Consider the following 18,612-nt stretch of genomic DNA (forward strand, 5'->3'; position numbering starts at 1 on the left):
GATTCTCAAGTGAGGGATCCCCTATCGTGTCGACCAGCAACATCGATCAAGTGATTGAAACCGACTGCCTCATCGCGAAACAGCAGCATCTGGAGCAGGCGATGGAGTTCATCCCCGGGGGCGTGAACAGTTCGCTGCGGGCCGTCGAGCCGCGGCTGGTGCCGGTGCGTGCCGAAGGCGCCTATTTCTATGACATGGACGGGACTAGATACCTGGACTATCACGGGGCCTTTGGTCCGCCGATTCTCGGGCACAGCCATCCGGCGGTGACGCGGCGCGTGAAGGCCGCCATCGAAGAGACCGATCAGGTGGGCGTTGGCATCGGGCCGCTGGAAATCGAACTGGCGCGCAAGATCGTCCAACACATCCCTTCGGGTGACAAGGCGCTGTTGTGCAACTCGGGCAGCGAGGCGACGTATCACGCCATACGGCTGTCGCGGGCGGTGACCGGCCGGAGCAAGGTCATCAAGTTCCAGGGCTGCTATCACGGTTTCCACGACGCCCTGGCGATGAATGTGATCACGCCGAAGGAGAAGCTGGGCCAACGGGATCCGCTGTCGGCCGGGACGCATAACGCCGTGCTGGCGGATACGTTTGTCTGCGAGTTCAACAACCTGGAGGAAGTGACACAGGTATTCGAGAAGAATCCGGAGCAGATTGCGGCCGTGATCCTGGAGCCGATTCCGCACAACATCGGCTGCGTGCTGCCGCGGCAGGACTTTCTGGAGGGCCTGCGGGCACTGACGCAGAAGAACGGCACCATCCTGATCTTCGATGAAGTGATCACCGGGTTCCGGCACAGCCTGGGCGGATACCAGAAGATCTGCGGCGTGACTCCGGACCTGACGACGCTGGGCAAAGCGATCGCCAACGGGTATCCGATCGCGGCGCTGGCCGGACGGCGCGACCTGATGGACAGATTCAATACGCGAGCGGGCGGCGATGTCTTCTGGGCCGGCACATTCAATGGGCATCCGGTGGGTGCGGCCGCGGCGTTGGCTACCATTGAAGTCTTGGAGAAGCCGGAGTCGCACAAGTATCTGTTTGAGCTGGGCGACCGCATGCGGGCGGGGCTGCGTGAGATCACGTCGCGGCACGGCCTGACGGCGGAAGTCGCGGGGTTCGGATCGGTCTTCCTGACTTATTTCATGGAAGGGCCGATCCGCAGCTTCACTGACCTGTACCGCAACGACGCGGCGTTCTTTATCGAATACCGACGGCGCCTGGTGTCCCGGGGCATCTTCAAGCTGCCCATGAACCTGAAACGCAACCATCTGAGCCTGAGCCACACGCAGGCCGATGTGGACCGTACGCTGGAAGCGTGTGATGCCGTGATTGGGGAGTTGAAAAAGTAATGAACCTGCCCACCGTTTCCCGCCGTGGATTTCTGGGTGCTGCCGGTGCCGCCAGCGTGGCGGCCACCGCATCGCCCGCGCTGCACGCCGCGCCCGGACCGCGCCCCAGCGGGCAACTGCGCATCGGCGTGGTGGGCGGCGGGTTCGGCCTTTCGTTCTTCTGGCACCTCGATCCCGACTGCAAAGTGGTGGCGGTGTGCGACCTGCTGCCGGAGAAGCAGAAGCTGCTGGCGGAGCGGTACCGCTGCACGAACACCTACAAGAACTTCCGCGAGTTCCTGAAGCATCCCGACCTGGATGCGGTGGCGGTGTTCACGCCGGCTCCGCTGCATGCGTTCATGGCGGTGGAGGCGATGAAGGCGGGCAAGCACGTGATCAGCGCCGTACCGGCCGGCCTGAGTGTCGAAGAACTGGAGGAGATCCTCGACACGGTGAGGAAGACCGGGCTGCGCTACATGATGGCGGAGACCAGCTACTACCGGCAGCCGGTGATCACATGCCGTGAACTCGCTGGGGAAGGGAAGTTCGGGACGATCTTCCACTCCGAGGCCGAGTACCACCACGAAGGGCTGATGAAGGTGATGTTCGACGACCGCGGGCTGCCGACCTGGCGCCACGGCTTGCCGCCGATGCTCTATCCGACGCACTGCACGGGGCTGATCATTCCAGTGATCCGGGAGCGGCTGTCGGAAGTGACGGCGGTGGGCTGGGGCGACGGGCACGAGGTGCTGCGGACCAACCAGTACAAGAACCCCTTCTGGAACGAGACGGCGTTCTTCAAGACGTCCAAAGGCCACTCCGCGCGCGTGGCGGTTTACTGGCATGTGGCGGCGGGGGGCAGCGAGCGCGGTCAGTTCTACGGCGACCGCATGTCCTACCTGATGGAGCGGCCAGAGGGTACGCCGAACACGTTCGTGCGGATCTCGTCGCAAGGCAAGACCGTGCTCGACTCCAACGGGTATCCAGAAGGCGAGACGGAGATGCTGGCGGACAAGAAGGCCAACTATCTGGAGCGGCTGCCCGAACCCCTGCGGGTGAAGAGCGGCCATGGGGATTCGCACACCTTCCTGACTCATGAGTTCGTGCGCGCCGTGCTGGAGGACAGGCACCCCACAGTGAATGTGTGGGAGGCGATTGCCTACACGCTGCCGGGCATTATTGCGCACCAGTCCGCGCTGCGCGGCGGCGAATCGCTGAAGATTCGCGACTACGGCCAGGCGCCGGCCTGATCCAGGATCCTGGATTTGGATTTGTCCAGTATTCTGGACATTGAGGCGTAAACTCTTGTTTCCAGGGGACCCAGCCGGGAGAATAGGGTTTCCCTGAGCTGGACCCTGGAGACAGATATCCATATGTTTGGCGGCCGATTGGATCAACTGCTGTTCGCCCTGTACCTGGTGGCGAACATTTGCCTCGGCCTGTGGGTGTCGCGGCGGCGCAAGGCCAGCGTCAAGGACTACTTCCTGGCCGGAGAGCAGTTGCCGTGGTACGCCATTGGCGGCTCGATCATCGCCGCCAATATCAGTACGGAGCATTTCATCGGGATGGTGGGCGCCGCTTACGCGGTGGGCTTCGTGGTGGCGCAGTGGGAGTGGGGGAACTGGTTCACGTTCTCGGCCCTCGTCTGGATTTTCCTGCCTTACTATCTGCGCGGCGGCATCTACACGATGCCCGAGTTCCTGGAGCGCCGGTATAACAAAGAATGCCGGTACATGTTTGCCGTCTGTTCGCTGGTGCTGTGGATTGTTGCTCAGATGGCCGTGGTGCTGCTGGCCGGCGCGAAGGCGCTGCAGGGGATGTTCGGCCTCGACCCCTTCGTCACCATCATCGGCCTGACAATCCTGGCCGGCAGCTACACGATCTATGGCGGATTGATTGCCGTGGCCTGGACCGACTTCCTGCAGTTCGTCGTGCTGATGGTGGGCGGGCTGATTGTGTCGTACCTGGGGCTGGAGCGGGCCGGAGGCATCTTCAACCTGATGCACCAGTTTCCGGCGAAGTTCAAGATCATCTATCCCATCACGGATCCGAACTACCCGTGGTTCGGGGTGTTCACGCTATTCCTCTCCATCGGCATCTGGTACAACTGCACGAACCAGTTCATCGTGCAGCGCTGCCTGGGTGCGAAGTCGGAGTGGGATGCGCGCATGGGCGTGATCTTCGCGGGCTTCATGAAACTTCTGCTGCCGTTCCTGGTGGTGATTCCCGGCATTGTGGCGTTCCAGTTGTTTCCTGGGTTGGTTGATCCTGACCAGGCGTATCCGCGGCTGGTGAAGGAGTTGGTCCCATTGGGGCTGGGCGGCGTGGTGATGGCGGGCATTGCCAGCGCGCTGCTGTCGCACCTGAGCTCGGTGCTGAACTCCTGCAGCACGGTCTTCACGATGGATCTGTACCGGCCGTTCTTCGGGCAGGGCAAGAGCGACGCGCATCTGGTGAGCGTTGGCCGCTGGAGCGGGTTCCTGATCCTGACGTTTGCGATGGGACTGGCGATCTGGTTTACGCGCGGGCAGCATAGCGTGTTCCTGGTGATCCAGAACGTGGGGGCGTGGGTGGCGGCTCCCATTGCGGTGGTGTTCCTGCTGGGCGTGTTGTGGAAGCGGGCCACGGCGCAGGCCGCGACGTTTGTCCTGATCTTTGGTTTCCCGTACACGGCGCTGGTGGAGTATGTGCTGTTCAAGCACGTATGGTTCCTGCAGCCTTTCGACAACTGGCTGAACCGCACGTTTCTGGTGTGGGCGACGTGCATGGTGGTGATGGTGGTGGTGTCCTACCTGACGCCCGCGCCGCCGGCGGCGAGTGTCGACGGCATCATCTGGTCGCGGAAGTATCTGGACCTGCCGGAGTCCGAGCGGGCGTACGCCAAGGGGGCGCGGAGCCTGCTGCTGTGGTGGGGGCTGATGGTGGGACTGGCCGGCGCGCTGTATGCGTATGTGATCTGGTTCCAGTTCTGGGGACCGGGCCGGTCGTAGGGGTGGAGAGGAGTCGAGATGCCGACAACAACTACTGTTCCTTCCGTCGAGCGGGCGCTGCAGATTCTGGAAGTGCTCGATTCTTCGCGGCGCGGCATGAACATTGCGGAGCTGGGCCGGAAGCTGGACATCCCCAGGAGCACGGCGCATGTGCTGGTGCTGACGCTGGAGCGCTGCGGCTATGTGACCAAATCGGCCAACAGCCGGAACTACATGCTGTCGATGAAGGTGTTCAACCTGGGCCGCGAGATGGTGCAAAACCAGAAGCTGTCGGAGATCGCGCTGGGGCCGATGAAGTGGTTGTCGGCGCAGGCGCGGCTGACCAGCCACCTGGCGGTACTGGAGAACGACCAGGCCGTGTACGTCCAGAAGGTGGAAGGGCCCGGATTCATCCGCTTCGACACCACCGTGGGCAAGCGAACTAATCTGCACTGCACATCTGTAGGCAAGGTGCTGCTGGCGTACTGCCAGGAGGCGCACCGCAAGGAGTTCCTGTCGAAGATGACGTACGCGCGGTATACGCGGAAGACGATCACGACGGCAGCGGCGCTGCGGTTGGAACTGGCCAAGACCGTGGAGCGCGGCTACGCCCTCGACGATGAGGAAGAGGAGTTGGAAGTGCGTTGCCTGGCGGTGCCTGTGTTCAACCCGCGGGGTGAACTGGTGGCGGCGCTCAGCGTGACGGGAACGTTGGGCACGATCGTCGACCAGAACATTCCGCCGATTGTGAGCCTGCTGCAGCGGGCCTCAGCGCGGATCTGCAACTACGCGGAAGCGAGGGAAGAGCATGAACGGATGGAGCCGGAGATTAAGGAATGACGGGACAGTTGTTGGCAGGCGCGGGGCGGAGTGAGATTACGCCGGCGCCGGGGACTCCGCAGGGCGGCTGGGGCGCCCAGACGCACACGCGCGGCGACAGGGCGGATATGCCGTTCTATGCGACGGCGCTGGCGCTGGTCCAGGATGACGAGCGTGTGGTGATTGTCGAGGCGGATGCCATCGGTTTCGACGCCGCGTGGACCGGCCGGATTCTGCAGACCATTGCGAAGACGACAGGGCTGGCGAAAGAGCGGATCCGTTTTTCGTGTTCGCACACGCATTCGGGTCCCAACACGTTCCGGCTGGCGAATATTGCCGAGGGGCTGGATATGGCCCTCAGCTACCTCGAAAGCCTGCCGGACCGCATTGCCGGGGCCGCGTGGCAGGCGCTGCAGGACTTGCGTCCGGTGCGGATTGGCGCCGGGGCGGGGCAGTGCGGCATCAATTGCAAACGGCGAGTGACGGTGGATGGCGGGCTCACCGTGGTGGGCGAGGATCCGGACTCAGAATGCGACCAGTCGTTGCATGTCGTGCGGTTGGAGTCGCTCGACGGCGAGCCGGTGGCGCACCTGCTGCACTATGCGTGCCACGGCACGACTATCGGCTGGCAGAGCCGCGACTTCACTCCGGATTTTCCGGGTCCAGCACGCCAGGTGATGGAACGAGAGCTGGGCGGGCTGTGCCTGTTCCTGCAGGGAGCGGCGGGCGACCTGGGCCCACGCCGAGGCTTCACCGGTGACCTGGAAGTCTACCGACGCATGGGCCGTACGCTGGGCCTGACGTCGGCGGGCGTCGCGTCCTCCATCGAGATGCAGCCCGTGCTGCGGCTGCTGACTGGCATCGTCCGCAGCGGCGCGAACATTGCGCAATATGAGTATCAGCCGGTGGAGCAGCCTGCGCCTCGCCTGCAAGTGGAGACGCGGTTCATGGCGCTGCCCTTGAAGCCGTTCCCGGATCCGGACTCCGAGGACGTGGAACTGGCGCGGTTGCGAGCAGAGGCGGCGCGGCTGCGCGAGGCGGGCAAGCTGGAAGAGTTCAGCGTGGCGAACGGCCTGGCGACGCAGATGGGCTGGCGCGCCAACAATGCGCGTCTGTTTCATGGAAAGCCGGAGACATCCTGGCCGCTGCAGGTGATCCGCATCGGTCCGGTGGCTCTGGTCAGCGTCGCCGGAGAGCCGTTCTCGTCCATCGCACAGCGGGTGGCGGACGCCTCGCCGTTTCCGGTTACGTTGATGTCGGGTTATTCGAATGGCGGGTTCGGCTACATCCCGGACCGCAGTGCCTATGACGAGGGCGGCTACGAGATCGAAGCCACCCCGTTTTCCGCTGATGCCTGCGACGTGGTGGTCGCCGACGCACTGCGGGTATTGAATGAAATGCACGAGAAGGAGCACGCGTGAAAATCTCAAAGATCTCCACGATGGTGGTGAACGCCCGGATGCGCAACTGGGTGTTTGTGAAGGTCGAGACGGATCAGCCCGGGCTGTATGGCTGGGGCGAGTCGACGCTCGAATGGAAGACGAAAGGCGTGGTGGGCGCGATTGAGGACCTGTCGGTGCTGCTGATCGGGCAGAACCCGCTACGTGTGGAGCATCTGTGGCAGGTGATGCACCGGCAGTACTTCTGGCGCGGCGGTATCACGAACTTCTCCGCCATCAGCGGCATCGACCAGGCGCTGTGGGACATCAAGGGCAAGGAGTGCGGCAAGCCCGTGTGCGAGCTGCTGGGCGGCCCGGTGCGGGACACGCTGCGGTTCTACGATCACCTGGGCGGCGGCACGCTGGAAGGCATGTACAAGACCGTCGAGCCCGAGGAGTTCGGCGCGCGGATCCAGGACAGCCTGTCGCGCGGCTTCACGGCCGTGAAGGCGATGCCGATCCCGGTGTCGGAGTACATCGAGAGTGCATCGACGCTGAAACGAGCGGCCAAGTGCGTGGAGGCGATGCGCCTGTCGGCGGGCGACGACATCGACATCATGCTGGATCTGCATGCGCGGACGACTCCGGCGGCGGCGATTCAGTTCGGCCGCATGCTGGTGGACTACAACCTCTACTGGTATGAAGAGCCCTGCTGGCCGGAGCACACGGAGGCCCTGGTGGAAGTGGCGCGCGCGCTGCCTTTCCCCATAGCGACCGGCGAACGCCTGGTGGGCCGCTGGGAGTTTCGCGAGCTGTTTGAAAAGCGCGCCTGCTCCATCATCCAGCCCGACGTGTCGCACTGCGGCGGCATCAGCGAAGCGCGGCGCATCGCGGCGATGGCCGAGACCTATCAGATGTCCGTGGCCTGTCACAATCCGCAGGGTCCGGTGAGCACGGCGGCGTCGACCCACGTCGGCTTCGCCACACCGAACTACCTGATCCAGGAGATGGTGCGCGCCGACGTGCCTTGGCGGAACGACGTCGTCAGCGAGTTCATCCCGCTGGAAGCCGGCATCTGCACGGCGCCCACCCGCCCGGGCCTGGGTATCGACATTAACGAAAGCGAGGCGGCGAAGTACCCCTTCCAGCCAGAGGTCCTGATGGCCTACAATCACCGCGACGGATCTGTTGCGGACTGGTAGGAACATGGAAGGCAAACTGGCGGGACGGGCGGCGCTGGTAACTGGAGCGTCGCGCGGCATTGGGCGGGCCATCGCGGTGGAACTGGCGCGGCTTGGGGCCAATGTCGCGATCAACTACGCGCGGCATCGCGAAGAGGCGATGGAGGTGGCGGCCGAGATCGAACGCATGGGTAGCCACGCGATGGTGATCCAGGCGGATGTCGGAGAACGGGCCGAGGACGAGGTGATGGTGCAGTCGGTGCTGGAAGAGTTCGGCCGGCTGGACATTCTCATCAACAACGCGGCTTACAGCGTGCGCAAGCCGCTGCTGGAGATGGAGCCGGCTGACATGGAGCGAACGTGGGCGGTCTCACTGTGGGGCGCCTTCCATTGCAGCCAGTTCGCGGCGCGCAGCATGGCCGAACGTGGTGGCGGGTCGATCCTCATGATCAGCTCGGTACACGCGTCACGGCCCTATCCGAACTGCAGCGCCTACAATGGCGCGAAGGCGGCCATGAACCAGATGGCGCTTACGTGGGCCGTGGAACTGGCGCAGTACAAGATCCGGGTCAACGTGTTGGAGCCCGGCTGGACCGATACGCCGGGCGAGCGGGTCTACTACTCCGAGGACCAACTCACGGAGAAGGGCAAGGACCTGCTGCTGGGCCGCCTGGCTACCTCGGAAGAGGTTGCGAAGGCCGCCGCGTTCCTGGTCTCTGACGATGCTTCGTATGTGACGGGCTCGGTACTGCGGGTGGATGGCGGTTACGCGATCACGCATTAATTGACGCGGATCCGGATGTCGAACTGCTGCTCGGCGGGGCGGAGCCACGGATGAGTCCCGCCCTTCAGGGTAAATGGGATCGTGATGACGCCCACGGCGCGTTCCAGCCGGTACTCCGGGCCATTGCGGTAGGGATTGTAAGGATAGACGGGCCATTGGAAGCGCGCGGCGGCGGGCAGTGTGAGCGTCCAGCCGTTGTGTTTCAGCATGCCGCCGAGTTCCGCTGCTGTCCAGAGGATTGGATCCTGGCTGGCCGTGGAGTGCTTCGTTGCGGAATCGAGCGCTTCGCCGGGTTTGATGATCACCTGTAGCGCCAGTTGCGCCTCTTCTGGAGCTGGGCCCATGCCCGTGATGCTCCAGTGCAGGGCGAGTTCGTTGCCTGTCGGCGGCGACGTGGTGAGGTCAGCGAAGAAGCGCTGGAAGCCCAACGACAGGCGGTCTGCGGCCGTCTCCATCGCCAGTTTCCCGTCGATGGGCAGGTAGGAGACTTTGCCGTCAATCCGCTCATGGAAGGTGGCGAGCTCTGGCTGGTTCTTTGAGTTCGCGGCCGTGAGGATCAGGCCAGGTTTTTCGTTCCACACGCTGACGTGGGCCTGGCGTTCCAGGAACCACTGGCTGAGCGGCAGCGGCGTGTCGCGCAGCGCGGACAGGTTGACGACCCACGGGCCGGTCTTGCGGATTCCGGCCGGGATCCTCAACTGGCGTGAGTAATTCAGTTGCTGTTGCGGCGGCGGGGCGGTGGGGCCTTCGTGATAGTAGATGGCGTTCTGCGCAATGCGGCCCAGGGAATCCATGTCGAGATCGTGCTGCGGCAAGTGCGCGGCCAGGAACTTGGCGTAACCGCGGCCATCGGGGAAGTAGGAGAACGCGAACTGGCCCCAGTCCATCACGTGCCAGTAGCGGTTGCGATCGTTCAAGGTTTCTACCGGCTGGCCGTCGGGATAAGTGAAGTATTTGTGAAAGTCCGTGGAGCGGCGGAGCGCCTGCAGGGCCGCGGGATCCCGCGTGTTCTCGTAGTAGAGAGCCACCGCGCTCATGGTCAGGTGGTCATAGCCGATGGTGGGTGTCAGGCGGCTGCGCTCGCCCCAGAATCCATCCTCGTGCTGCTGCTGGACATAGCGCTGGAGGATCTGCTTGCCGAGTGTTGCCCACTCCGGTTTCTGGAACAGAGGTCCGGCGATCATCAGGTTCACGGCCCACAGGGAGTAGTGGTTGGTGGAAGTGCCGATGAACGCGGACGTGTACCAGGGCACATCGCGCCACGCCCGGCTTTCGGCCACGATGGTGGCTATGTTCTTTTCGAGAGCCCACCGCCAACTGGCGCGGCGTGCTTCGCCCAGATCGGCCTGCAGCAGTCGGTAGGCCTCCAGCCACATGTACACGTCCCACCAGCTGTCGGGCCGCGACTCAAAGCCGCCTTTCCGGTTTTCCTCCACCAATAGGTCGCCAATCTGTAAGGCCAATGACAGCATGCGCTTATCGCCGTAGCGCGGATTGGTCGGGTGCTTCTGCTTATAAAGGACCGCGGGTGTCAGCACCGCATACGGGAAGTGGTTCCAGCCGGCTGACTGTTCCAACTGCTTCAGGCCAGCCCCGGGGGCTGCCTGCAGATGCTCCTGAATGCGCCCTGCCCCTTCCACCAGCCATGCGTAGTACCGGCCAGGCAAGGACTGCGCGCCGGCCGTGCCAGCGCATCCGAGAGACAATAGAATCAGGCTGATTAGGAGTTGGCGCATTCGAGAGGATCCAAAGGTACCGCGGCGTCAGAGTACCGGAACTTGAGAGATTCAGTCAATCCATCCACCGTTGCAGGCCAGGGGTTTTCGTCCAGGATGCTGGATGAACGTTTTATTTCGATTGAGGGGATCTTCGCGGGCACCCATACTGCGAATCAGAAGATTTCTCGGGAGGTCGCTCACCATGCTGCGAACAATCCTCATATTGGTCTTGACTGCCGCCGGTCTCTCCGCGCAGAGCATCACTGGCACGATTGTAGGCACTGTCACAGACTCTTCCGGCGCCGTCGTTCTTGGCGCCAAGGTCAACGTAACCAGCGAAGGCTCAGGGGCCGCCTTCCACACCACTACCAATAACAGCGGCGACTACACTGTGCCGAATCTTCTCGCGGGCGAGTACCGCGTGCAGGTGTCGCAAGCCGGTTTCCGGCCCGTGGACGTGAAGAACGTCACGGTGCTGCTGAACCAGACTGTCCGCGCCGATGTCCGGCTGGAGCCGGGTTCGCTCGACCAGCGCGTTTCCGTCACGGCGGAGTCTCCACTGGTGCAGTCGGAAACCTCTTCCATCGCCAGCATCATAGACACGCATGCCGTGCAGTCGCTGCCGGTAAATGGCCGCACCACCGCTACTTTCATCCTTATTGCGCCCGGCAACGCCAGCGATTGGGCGTCGAACCCGAACATCGGCGGCGCTCAGCACTGGGGCGGCAGCAAGTTCACAGTGGACGGCGTGTCCACCGACGATCTCGGCAACGGCGGCGGCACCTATTCTTATGCGACATCCCTCGCCACGCAGCCTTCGCTCGAGACCATCGACGAGATGAAGATCGAGAGCAACAGTGCCAAGGCCGAGTATTCCGGTTCAGTCGCTGTCTCCACCATCACCAAACGCGGCAGCAACACTTTGCACGGCTCGCTGTTCGAATTCAATCGCAACGCGCAACTGGCCGCCAATCAGTTCTTCTCGAACGCTGCCGGCAAGGCGCGGCCCCCGTATAACCGCAATGAATTCGGCGGTTCCGTGGGCGGTCCGGTCATCAAGAACCGCACGTTCTTCTTCGGAGCCGTGGAAGCGCTGACGTTGCGGCAGTCCAATGTCGGGACCTTTTCGGTGCCGGTGCAGACGCTGCGGGACGGAACGTTTGCCACCACCGTGAAGGATCCGCTCAACGGCGGAGCGGCCTTCCCTAATAACCAGATCCCGGTGAACCGCATCGACTCTCGTTCGAAGACGATGCTGGGCTTCATCCCGCTGCCCACCAAGGCGGGCGCCACCTTCAACTATGTGGAGAACCTGCCCGCGCAGATCGGCGTACAGCGCTACTCGGCGCGCGTCGACCACAACTTCAACCAGTCGAACATGCTGGGTGTCGCGCTGGCCTACGCCAAGGGCGATCCCTATTCGACGAATCTCTACTCGCCCAGCATGTACGGCAACTACTCCAACGCCGGCTTCCTGACAAAATCGGCCAGCCTGACCTACACGCGGATCCTGTCCGCCAACATGACCAACGAGCTGCGCGGCTCCTACTTCACGATGGTGAACATCCGCATTGGCCAGAATCAGGACTTCAACCCGGGCTCGATCTTCCCCGGGCTGTTTACCCCCATTCCTATGGGCGGCCTGCCCACGTTCAACATCTCCGGCTATACCAAGGTGGGCGATGTGGGTGGCGCGCAGCCGAATCCGCAGATCACCAACCAGTTCGGCGACACGTTCTCGTGGGTCCACGGTTCGCATGTGACCAAGGCCGGCATCGATGCCTCCTTCGGTCGGGTCTCGACGAATCCTTCGGTGTCGGCGGCCGTGTTGGGCACCTTCAGCTTCCTGGCCCGCTATACCGGCAACGCCATCGGCGACCTGCTGCTGGGCTACCCCGCGTCGGCGACTCGCGCCACCGCCACCCCGCCCAACGTGATGAACCAGAACCGCTACGGCTTCTATGTTCAGGACGACTGGAAGGTGACGCGCAATCTCACGGTGAACGCCGGCCTGCGCTATGAACTGCAGACGCAGTTCACGGAACGTGGCGGCGCCTTGTCGAACTTCGACTTCGGCTCGGGCCAGATGGTGGTTCGGACCACGGGCGGCGGCCAGTACGCTCCGGCGGCCATAGCGGCCCTGCTCGCTGCCTACCCGTCAGTGAAGTCGGAAAGCGTGGGCTGGGGTTCCGACCTGCTGCTGCCCGACCACAAGAACTTCGCGCCCCGCATCGGCTTGGCCTACCGGCCCTTCGGCAACAACAAGACAGTCGTCCGCGGCGGCTACGGCATCTTCTACAACCTGATCCCCGTCTACCAGGGCATTTATCAATTGGGCATCAGCAACACGCCCTACCGGCTGGCGCAGTCGTTCACCGGCGGCGCCACCTCGCCCACCATCAGCCTGGCCGACCCCTTCAGCGTCACGCCCAGCGTCTCGGCCAACCCCGTGGCCTATGCCGTGAACCGCCAGCTCCGCAACCCTTATTCGCAACAGTGGAATCTCTCAGTGGAACGTGTGCTGCCCGGCGAGGTCGGCTTGAGGGTTGCCTACCTTGGCAACAAGGCGAATCGCGTCCTCTTTGTGAATTCCGACATGAATCTGCCGGCGACCATGTCACTGGGGAACCTGCAGACCCAGCGGCCTTACCAGCCCTGGGCCAACATCTATACGATGAGCCCGACGGGCAATATGTTCACCCATCAGATGCAGGTGGAAGGTACGCGCCGCTTCAACAACGGCCTGTTCCTGCAGAGCAGCTTCAATTGGACCAAGACCCTGGATAACGTGCCCTATTCCGGTACGGTGCAGAATCCCTACAACACCTCGCTCGACCGCGGCAATTCGGAAGGCATCCGCCGCTTCACGTTCTACGCAACCGGTACTTACGACCTGCCGTTCGGCACCGGCAAGAAGTTCGCCAACTGGGACAACCCGGTGAAGTATCTGGTCAGCGGCTGGCGACTGGCGTCGGTCGTCCAACTGCGCTCCGGCGCTCCGTTCAGCGTCACTTTCACGCCCGCTCTGGGCGGCTGGTATGCGAATCGCGCCAATGTGGCCAGCAGTGATTTCTACGGTTCCGATCAGTCGATCGCGCGCTGGTTCAACCCGGCGGCCTTCGCGGTGCCGGCGAACTTCACCTTCGGCAACAGCGCCCGCAACATGCTGTTCGGGCCCGGGTCGAAGTCGATCGATGCCAGCCTAACGAAGATCACCGCCATCACGGAACGTCTGAAGACGGAGTTCCGGGCCGAGTTCTTCAACGTGCCCAATACTCCGAGCTTCGGCCTGCCGGCTACGGACATTACCGTGCCCTCGACGGTAGGCATCATCAGCAGCACAACAGTGGACGCCAGAACCGTCCAGTTCGGTCTGAAGCTGTTGTTCTAACGCATGGGGCGGACGCGCTCCGGGTGATGACCCCATCCGGAGCGCGGGCCCATGCGGCATTTCCTCGATCCTCTTGGAGACCTCCCCCTATGTCCTCCCGCCGTGAATTCCTCCACGCCGCCGCTGCCGGTACAGGCGCTGCCCTCACCATCCCCCCGAAAGCGCTGGGCGCGAACGACCGCATCCGCGTCGGTATCATCGGACCCGGCGCGCGAGGCATGGAGCTGATCCGCGACCTCAAGGCCTGCCCCAATACGGAACTGGTCGCCGCGGCCGACATCTACACCGGCCGCCTCGCCGCTGTGCAGAAGGCCGTCCCCGGCGTGAAGACTGTGATGGACTACCGTCGCCTGCTGGAAATGAAGGATGTCGACGCGGTCCTCATCGCCACGCCGCAACACCTCCACTGCCAACACTTTGTAGCCAGCCTGCAGGCCGGCAAGCACGTCTACCAGGAAAAGACCATGGCGTTCACGGTGGAGCATGCGAAAAAGATGCGGACCGCCTACCGCGCGTCCAAAGGCATGACCGTTCAAATTGGGCACCAGTCGTGCTCATTTGGCGACGTCACGGATGCTGCGCAGTTCACCACGCCGCCCGCCATGGGCAAGATCACCGCCGTGCATGCCCACATGTACCGCAACACGCCCCACGACAAGCCGCAGTGGTCGCGCGCCGTCAGTCCGGACATGAATCCCGAAAGCGTCCTGTGGCAGTCGTTCCTCGGCGACGCGCCCAATCGAGCCTTCGATGCCAACCGTTATGTGAACTGGCGCTTTTTCTGGGACTACTCCGGCGGCAACGTCTATGAGAACATGTGCCATCAGCTCTGCTTCTGGTACAAGATCCTGAACCTGCAGATCCCGAAGAAGGCGACGATGACCGGCGGCCTCTACCTGTGGAAGGACGGCCGCGAGGTGCCCGACACGATGAATGTTGCGCTGGAGCAACCGGAGGACCTGCTTTGGTCGTGGGACTCCGGCTTTGGCAACGACTACCTGGGCTTCTCGGAAGACGTGCTCGGGACCGATGGCACGGTTTCCCGGTCTGAGCGAGTGACGTATACGCCGCAGGCTGTCAACCGCAAGGACGCGGCCGTCCTGCGCGGCTCCACGCCCACTGTCCCGGCGTGCCACATGAAGAACTTCGTGGAGTCGATCCGCGCCAGCAAGGAACCGAACTGCCCCTTCGGCCTCGGGTTCCGCGTCGCCATCGCCTGCCGGATGGCCGTGGAGAGTTACCGCCAGGGGCGCCGCGTCCGCTGGGATGGGCAGCGTGAAGAGATCGTCTAGGCAGCGCGCCGGATAAGCTAGTTGGAAGCGTCCGGTAAAACAGCGCCGTCATACGCGTCCTGCGGCGCGGTCATACCGCCAACTATATGCAGCACAGGAACTTCCGCACAAAAGTGGTTGAGAGCGTCACTCACTTCATGATAGGCTCTTAATGCTTTTGATCAGGAAGTCAGAGGCACAAGGAGGAAGGTCAATTGAAGTCATTACCAGGAGTGTGCGCTGTGTTGGGTCGCAGTTTTGCGATCGGCGCAGTACTGCTCGTAGCCCTCGGCTGGAGTGCACCTCAGGCTCACGCGGCGGTCATCCTGAACATCGATGGAGTTGAGGTTTCGGTCACCTCGCAGCTCCCCGTCACCACCCTGGAAAGCGAAGGCTTTTCGCTTGTGAATTCAACGGTCGGCGACGTCACGGGGCCGAAGATCTTCGGCAGCCAGACCTTCGAGATCTGCATCCCGTGCCTGGGTCCGACGGAACTTCTCTCGAACATTCACATCCTGGCGACCAGTGACGCCGGCAACTCGGGCGTATTCACTGGCAGCCTTCCCGTGAAGTGGGACTTCAATCTCACGCCGGAGTTTGCGCCGGGCCTGACCTCGGTTCTTGGGTCCTCCACACTCGACTGGAGCCTCCAATACCTGGTCACATCCCTCGCGGATTCCACTGAGTACACCTTCAAGACCAGCGGTTCCGGCTTCGGCAGTTTCTCCGGCACTGGTCAAATCGCCGGACTCTCCGGCATCACACCCGCGGTCTGGGCCATCACCCTGGACATCGTCTGGCAGAACAACACCAATGGCGCTCAACTGCTGCTGAGCATCCCGGACCATTCGCTGGCCATGCCGGGTGCCCTCGCCGGCGTCCCGGAGCCTTCGACCTACCTGCTGATGGGCGCCGGCCTGGCTGCCCTGGCCGCCCTGCGCCGCTGCCGGCGCTAGTTCTCGAAACCCCTTGGAATTGTTAGGCAAAGGCCGCCAGGCTGCGTGCAGTCCGGCGGCCTTTTCTTTCAATTTGCCACGGCGAACATGAGAAACTAATCCAGAATGGATCGCTTCGCCCGGTTGGAGACGCTGTTCCACAAAGCCCGCGCGCTGCCTCGCGCCGAGCAGGACCCGTTCCTCCAGAGCGAGGCCCCGGACGACCCCGAACTGCAGGAGGAAGTCCGCCAGTTATTGCGTGCCCACAGTTCTTCCGATCCGCGCATGGAGGCGCAGGCCGGCACCGCCGTTCGGGCCGCCGCTGAACTGGCCGGGTTGACCCAGTTTGGCGCCTATCGCGTCATACGCCTGCTGGGCCGCGGCGGCATGGGCGCGGTTTACCTGGCCGAACGCGCCGACGGCGAGTACACGCAGAACGTCGCCCTCAAAGTCCTGGCTCCGCACCTGGCCGATGCTGCCTTCGCCACGCGGTTCCGCACGGAACGTCAGTTGCTTGCCCAAATGAACCACCCGAACATCGTGCGGCTGCTCGACGGCGGTGTCAGCGCCAATGGCGAGCCCTACCTGGTGACGGAGTACATCGACGGCGAGCCGTTGGACAGTTACTGCGACCGCCTGAAACTCAATGTGCGCGACCGCCTGCGCCTGCTGCTGGAAGTCTGCGACGCGGTCGCCCACGCGCATCGCAACCTGGTGATCCATCGTGACCTGAAGCCGGCGAATATCCTCGTCGACAAGACCGGCGCCGTGAAGCTGCTGGACTTCGGGACGGCCACCCTGATCGGCTCCCGCGACAGCGTGGCCGTGACGACGCTACCCCTGTTGACGCCGCGCTACGCCAGCCCGGAGCAGTTGCGCAACGATCCGCTGAACATCGCCACCGACGTCTACTCACTGGGGTTGATCCTGCACGAGTTGCTGGGGGGGCACCGGGCCTTCACGCTTTCCAACGACCTCGCCCAGGAGTTCGGCCGGGCCACGCAGGACATGCCGGTCCTGATCCTGGGTTCCGCCTCCACCGCCGAGATGGCCGCGGCACGAGGCGTGAGTCTCAGTGAGTTGCGCGCTGCTCTCGGCGGCGACTTGAGCGCCATCGCCGCCAAGGCCGTGGCCTACCACCTGCGCGAACGGTATCTGAGCGTCGAGGAACTGCGTGACGACATCACCGCCTTCCTGGAGTCGCGGCCGGTGCACGCCCGCCCGCTCACCATCACCTATCGCGCCCGCAAGTTTCTCTATCGCCGCCGCTATATGGTGGCCGCGGTGACAGCCGTGATCCTGGCGTCCACCGCCGGTGTCGTGGCGACCATCCAGCAGCGCCGCGTGGCGGAGCAGCGCTTCGACGAAGTCCGCCGCCTGGCTCGCTACCAGCTTTTTGAGCTTTACGATCGCGCCGAGCTGATCCCCGGCACGCTGCGCATGCGCGCTGGCATGGTCCAGCAGTCGCTCGACTACCTCGACCGCCTGTCCGCCCAGCGCGACCTCGATGAGGGATTGGCCGTCGAAATCGCGCAGGGCTACCGCCGTCTCGGCGATACACAGGGCAATTTCGCCAAGGCGACTCTGGGGAACCCGGCGCTGGCCGCCAGGATGTACGAGAAAGGCCTGGCCGTGCTGAAGCCGTGGTCTGACAAGAGTGAGCCCGCCCGCCGGGCACAGCGCGAACTGGAGGCCAGCGCCGCCATCGCGGAACTGACTACGAATCCCGCGGCCGGCACCCTACCGAAGTTCGAACTGACCATTCAGCAGTTGGAGAAGTTGGTGCAGCAGAACCCGGCGGATGACGAGAGCCGGCTGCTGTTGGGCCGAGCGCTGCTCGCCGTCTTCAGCTCTCCGGAGGCGCGGGACAGCACCCGCGACGCGACCGCCGAGATTGCGCGCAAGGGCGAGGCCGTGCTGCTGGAAGGCATGGATCGCCAGGGTGCCAGGCAGACCTCGTTCCAACTCGCCCTGCTCGATCTCTACCGCCTGCGCGCCGTCGCCGTCGCCGACCGCCAGCCGAAGGAGTCGCGCGAGTGGATCGACCGCGGCGTCCGCCTGCTGCGCGGCTTGCCGCCGGAGGTCCAGAACAGCTCCATCGCCCGCAAGGCGCGGGCTTCTTACCTGATGACCCTCTCCGCCGTGGCGAATGCCGAAGGCGATTCCAAACAGGCCCTGGCCATGATGGAAGAGCCGCTGGCGATTGGCCGCGAACTGGCCCGCGATCCGGACGACCTGCAGGCCTGCGCCAACCTGGCGGTGCTGCTGGAGAATCGCGCGCTCATGCGCTGGAACGTGGAAGACTACCAGGGCTACCTGGCCGACTACTCCGAATCGACACCCCTCAACGAGCGGCTGGTGAAATCCAGTGCCGGCGCACGCTTCCGTCTCTACTTCCTGTCGTCTCTCAGGAACCTGGCGTATGCCCACGACAAGCTGAAAACACCGCAGACCTCCGCCGCCGTGCACAAGGCCTACGAGGAGCTCAAGAAGGCGGCGAACGATGAGAGCCTGGGCTTCCGGCCCAAGGCGGACCTGGCAGACCTGCTGCTGAACCTCGGCATCGACGGTGAGTCACGCCCCGAGGAGGCACTGACGTACGCCGAGGCTGCCGCGAAGCTGGAGCCGGGCGCCATGAACTCCTGGGAGAGTCTGGCCGAAGCGAACCGCCAGTTGGGCCGCTTTGATGCAGCCCTGGCGGCCATTGACCGCGCGATCGCCCTGCTCGAAGCCCCGAAGGACGGCGAAGCGCCCACCCTCATCTACAAGCAGACGCAGGCGAAACGCCAGCAGATCCTCGCCCAGCAAGCTGGCCATCCGCAGAAATAACC

At 63.6% G+C, this 18,612-nt stretch carries 12 protein-coding genes; 11 read left to right on the plus strand and 1 reads right to left on the minus strand.

Going from position 1 to position 18,612, the window contains the following annotated elements:
* Positions 1-26 precede the first annotated feature (26 nt).
* From ACR9Y2_RS20390 to ACR9Y2_RS20420, 7 genes are all read left to right on the plus strand, one after another.
* On the plus strand, positions 27-1,355 hold the full coding sequence (locus tag ACR9Y2_RS20390; protein ID WP_435043486.1) for an aspartate aminotransferase family protein: 1,329 nt from the start codon (positions 27-29) through the stop codon (positions 1,353-1,355).
* Positions 1,355-2,584, plus strand: a complete 1,230-nt coding sequence (locus ACR9Y2_RS20395) for a Gfo/Idh/MocA family protein (RefSeq protein ID WP_435043488.1) — start codon at positions 1,355-1,357, stop codon at positions 2,582-2,584. Before ACR9Y2_RS20390 ends, ACR9Y2_RS20395 begins: the two co-directional genes overlap by 1 nt.
* A 123-nt stretch (positions 2,585-2,707) precedes the next feature.
* Positions 2,708-4,324 (plus strand): SLC5 family protein, encoded by a 1,617-nt coding sequence (locus ACR9Y2_RS20400; RefSeq protein WP_435043490.1) that lies wholly within the window; start codon positions 2,708-2,710, stop codon positions 4,322-4,324.
* An 18-nt stretch (positions 4,325-4,342) separates the two neighbouring features.
* Complete coding sequence (locus tag ACR9Y2_RS20405; protein WP_435043491.1) at positions 4,343-5,143, plus strand: IclR family transcriptional regulator; 801 nt, start codon at positions 4,343-4,345, stop codon at positions 5,141-5,143.
* The gene (locus ACR9Y2_RS20410; protein WP_435043492.1) at positions 5,140-6,543 is read left to right on the plus strand and encodes a hypothetical protein; all 1,404 of its coding nucleotides are present in this window, start codon (positions 5,140-5,142) and stop codon (positions 6,541-6,543) included. Before ACR9Y2_RS20405 ends, ACR9Y2_RS20410 begins: the two co-directional genes overlap by 4 nt.
* Positions 6,540-7,703, plus strand: coding sequence for a galactonate dehydratase (gene dgoD / locus ACR9Y2_RS20415; protein ID WP_435043493.1), 1,164 nt, complete (start codon positions 6,540-6,542; stop codon positions 7,701-7,703). Before ACR9Y2_RS20410 ends, dgoD begins: the two co-directional genes overlap by 4 nt.
* A 4-nt stretch (positions 7,704-7,707) precedes the next feature.
* Entirely contained in the window at positions 7,708-8,466 is a 759-nt protein-coding gene (locus ACR9Y2_RS20420) for an SDR family NAD(P)-dependent oxidoreductase (RefSeq protein WP_435043494.1), read from the plus strand.
* On the opposite strand, the gene ACR9Y2_RS20425 is transcribed toward ACR9Y2_RS20420, so the two are convergent.
* Positions 8,463-10,202 carry a hypothetical protein gene (locus ACR9Y2_RS20425; protein ID WP_435043495.1) on the minus strand — a complete coding sequence of 580 codons (1,740 nt, stop codon included), beginning with the start codon at positions 10,200-10,202 and terminating at the stop codon, positions 8,463-8,465. The two genes, ACR9Y2_RS20420 and ACR9Y2_RS20425, sit on opposite strands and share 4 nt — an antisense overlap.
* A gap of 184 nt (positions 10,203-10,386) precedes the next feature.
* Here ACR9Y2_RS20425 and ACR9Y2_RS20430 point away from each other — a divergent pair, with 184 nt between their 5' ends.
* The 4 genes from ACR9Y2_RS20430 (at position 10,387) to ACR9Y2_RS20445 (ending at position 18,610) form a co-directional block, all read left to right on the plus strand.
* Positions 10,387-13,575 carry a TonB-dependent receptor gene (locus ACR9Y2_RS20430; protein WP_435043496.1) on the plus strand — a complete coding sequence of 1,063 codons (3,189 nt, stop codon included), beginning with the start codon at positions 10,387-10,389 and terminating at the stop codon, positions 13,573-13,575.
* Between the two features lie 89 nt (positions 13,576-13,664).
* Positions 13,665-14,867 carry a Gfo/Idh/MocA family protein gene (locus tag ACR9Y2_RS20435; protein ID WP_435043497.1) on the plus strand — a complete coding sequence of 401 codons (1,203 nt, stop codon included), beginning with the start codon at positions 13,665-13,667 and terminating at the stop codon, positions 14,865-14,867.
* Positions 14,868-15,088: 221 nt separating this feature from the next.
* Complete coding sequence (locus tag ACR9Y2_RS20440) at positions 15,089-15,802, plus strand: PEP-CTERM sorting domain-containing protein (protein ID WP_435043498.1); 714 nt, start codon at positions 15,089-15,091, stop codon at positions 15,800-15,802.
* Between the two features lie 105 nt (positions 15,803-15,907).
* A complete protein-coding gene (locus tag ACR9Y2_RS20445; protein ID WP_435043499.1) occupies positions 15,908-18,610 on the plus strand; it encodes a protein kinase domain-containing protein in 2,703 nt (900 codons plus the stop codon).
* Positions 18,611-18,612 lie beyond the last annotated feature (2 nt).

Origin of the sequence: Paludibaculum fermentans, assembly GCF_051172195.1 — a bacterium.
GTDB lineage: Bacteria > Acidobacteriota > Terriglobia > Bryobacterales > Bryobacteraceae > Paludibaculum > Paludibaculum fermentans_A.

Excerpts from the sequence above, each read along its gene's own strand:
- ACR9Y2_RS20395 (WP_435043488.1), top strand. The coding sequence starts at position 1,355 with ATGAACCTGCCCACCGTTTCCCGCCGTGGATTTCTGGGTGCTGCCGGT.
- ACR9Y2_RS20400 (WP_435043490.1), top strand. The coding sequence starts at position 2,708 with ATGTTTGGCGGCCGATTGGATCAACTGCTGTTCGCCCTGTACCTGGTG.
- ACR9Y2_RS20405 (WP_435043491.1), top strand. The coding sequence starts at position 4,343 with ATGCCGACAACAACTACTGTTCCTTCCGTCGAGCGGGCGCTGCAGATT.
- ACR9Y2_RS20410 (WP_435043492.1), top strand. The coding sequence starts at position 5,140 with ATGACGGGACAGTTGTTGGCAGGCGCGGGGCGGAGTGAGATTACGCCG.
- ACR9Y2_RS20420 (WP_435043494.1), top strand. The coding sequence starts at position 7,708 with ATGGAAGGCAAACTGGCGGGACGGGCGGCGCTGGTAACTGGAGCGTCG.
- ACR9Y2_RS20425 (WP_435043495.1), bottom strand. The coding sequence starts at position 10,202 with ATGCGCCAACTCCTAATCAGCCTGATTCTATTGTCTCTCGGATGCGCT.
- ACR9Y2_RS20430 (WP_435043496.1), top strand. The coding sequence starts at position 10,387 with ATGCTGCGAACAATCCTCATATTGGTCTTGACTGCCGCCGGTCTCTCC.
- ACR9Y2_RS20435 (WP_435043497.1), top strand. The coding sequence starts at position 13,665 with ATGTCCTCCCGCCGTGAATTCCTCCACGCCGCCGCTGCCGGTACAGGC.
- ACR9Y2_RS20445 (WP_435043499.1), top strand. The coding sequence starts at position 15,908 with ATGGATCGCTTCGCCCGGTTGGAGACGCTGTTCCACAAAGCCCGCGCG.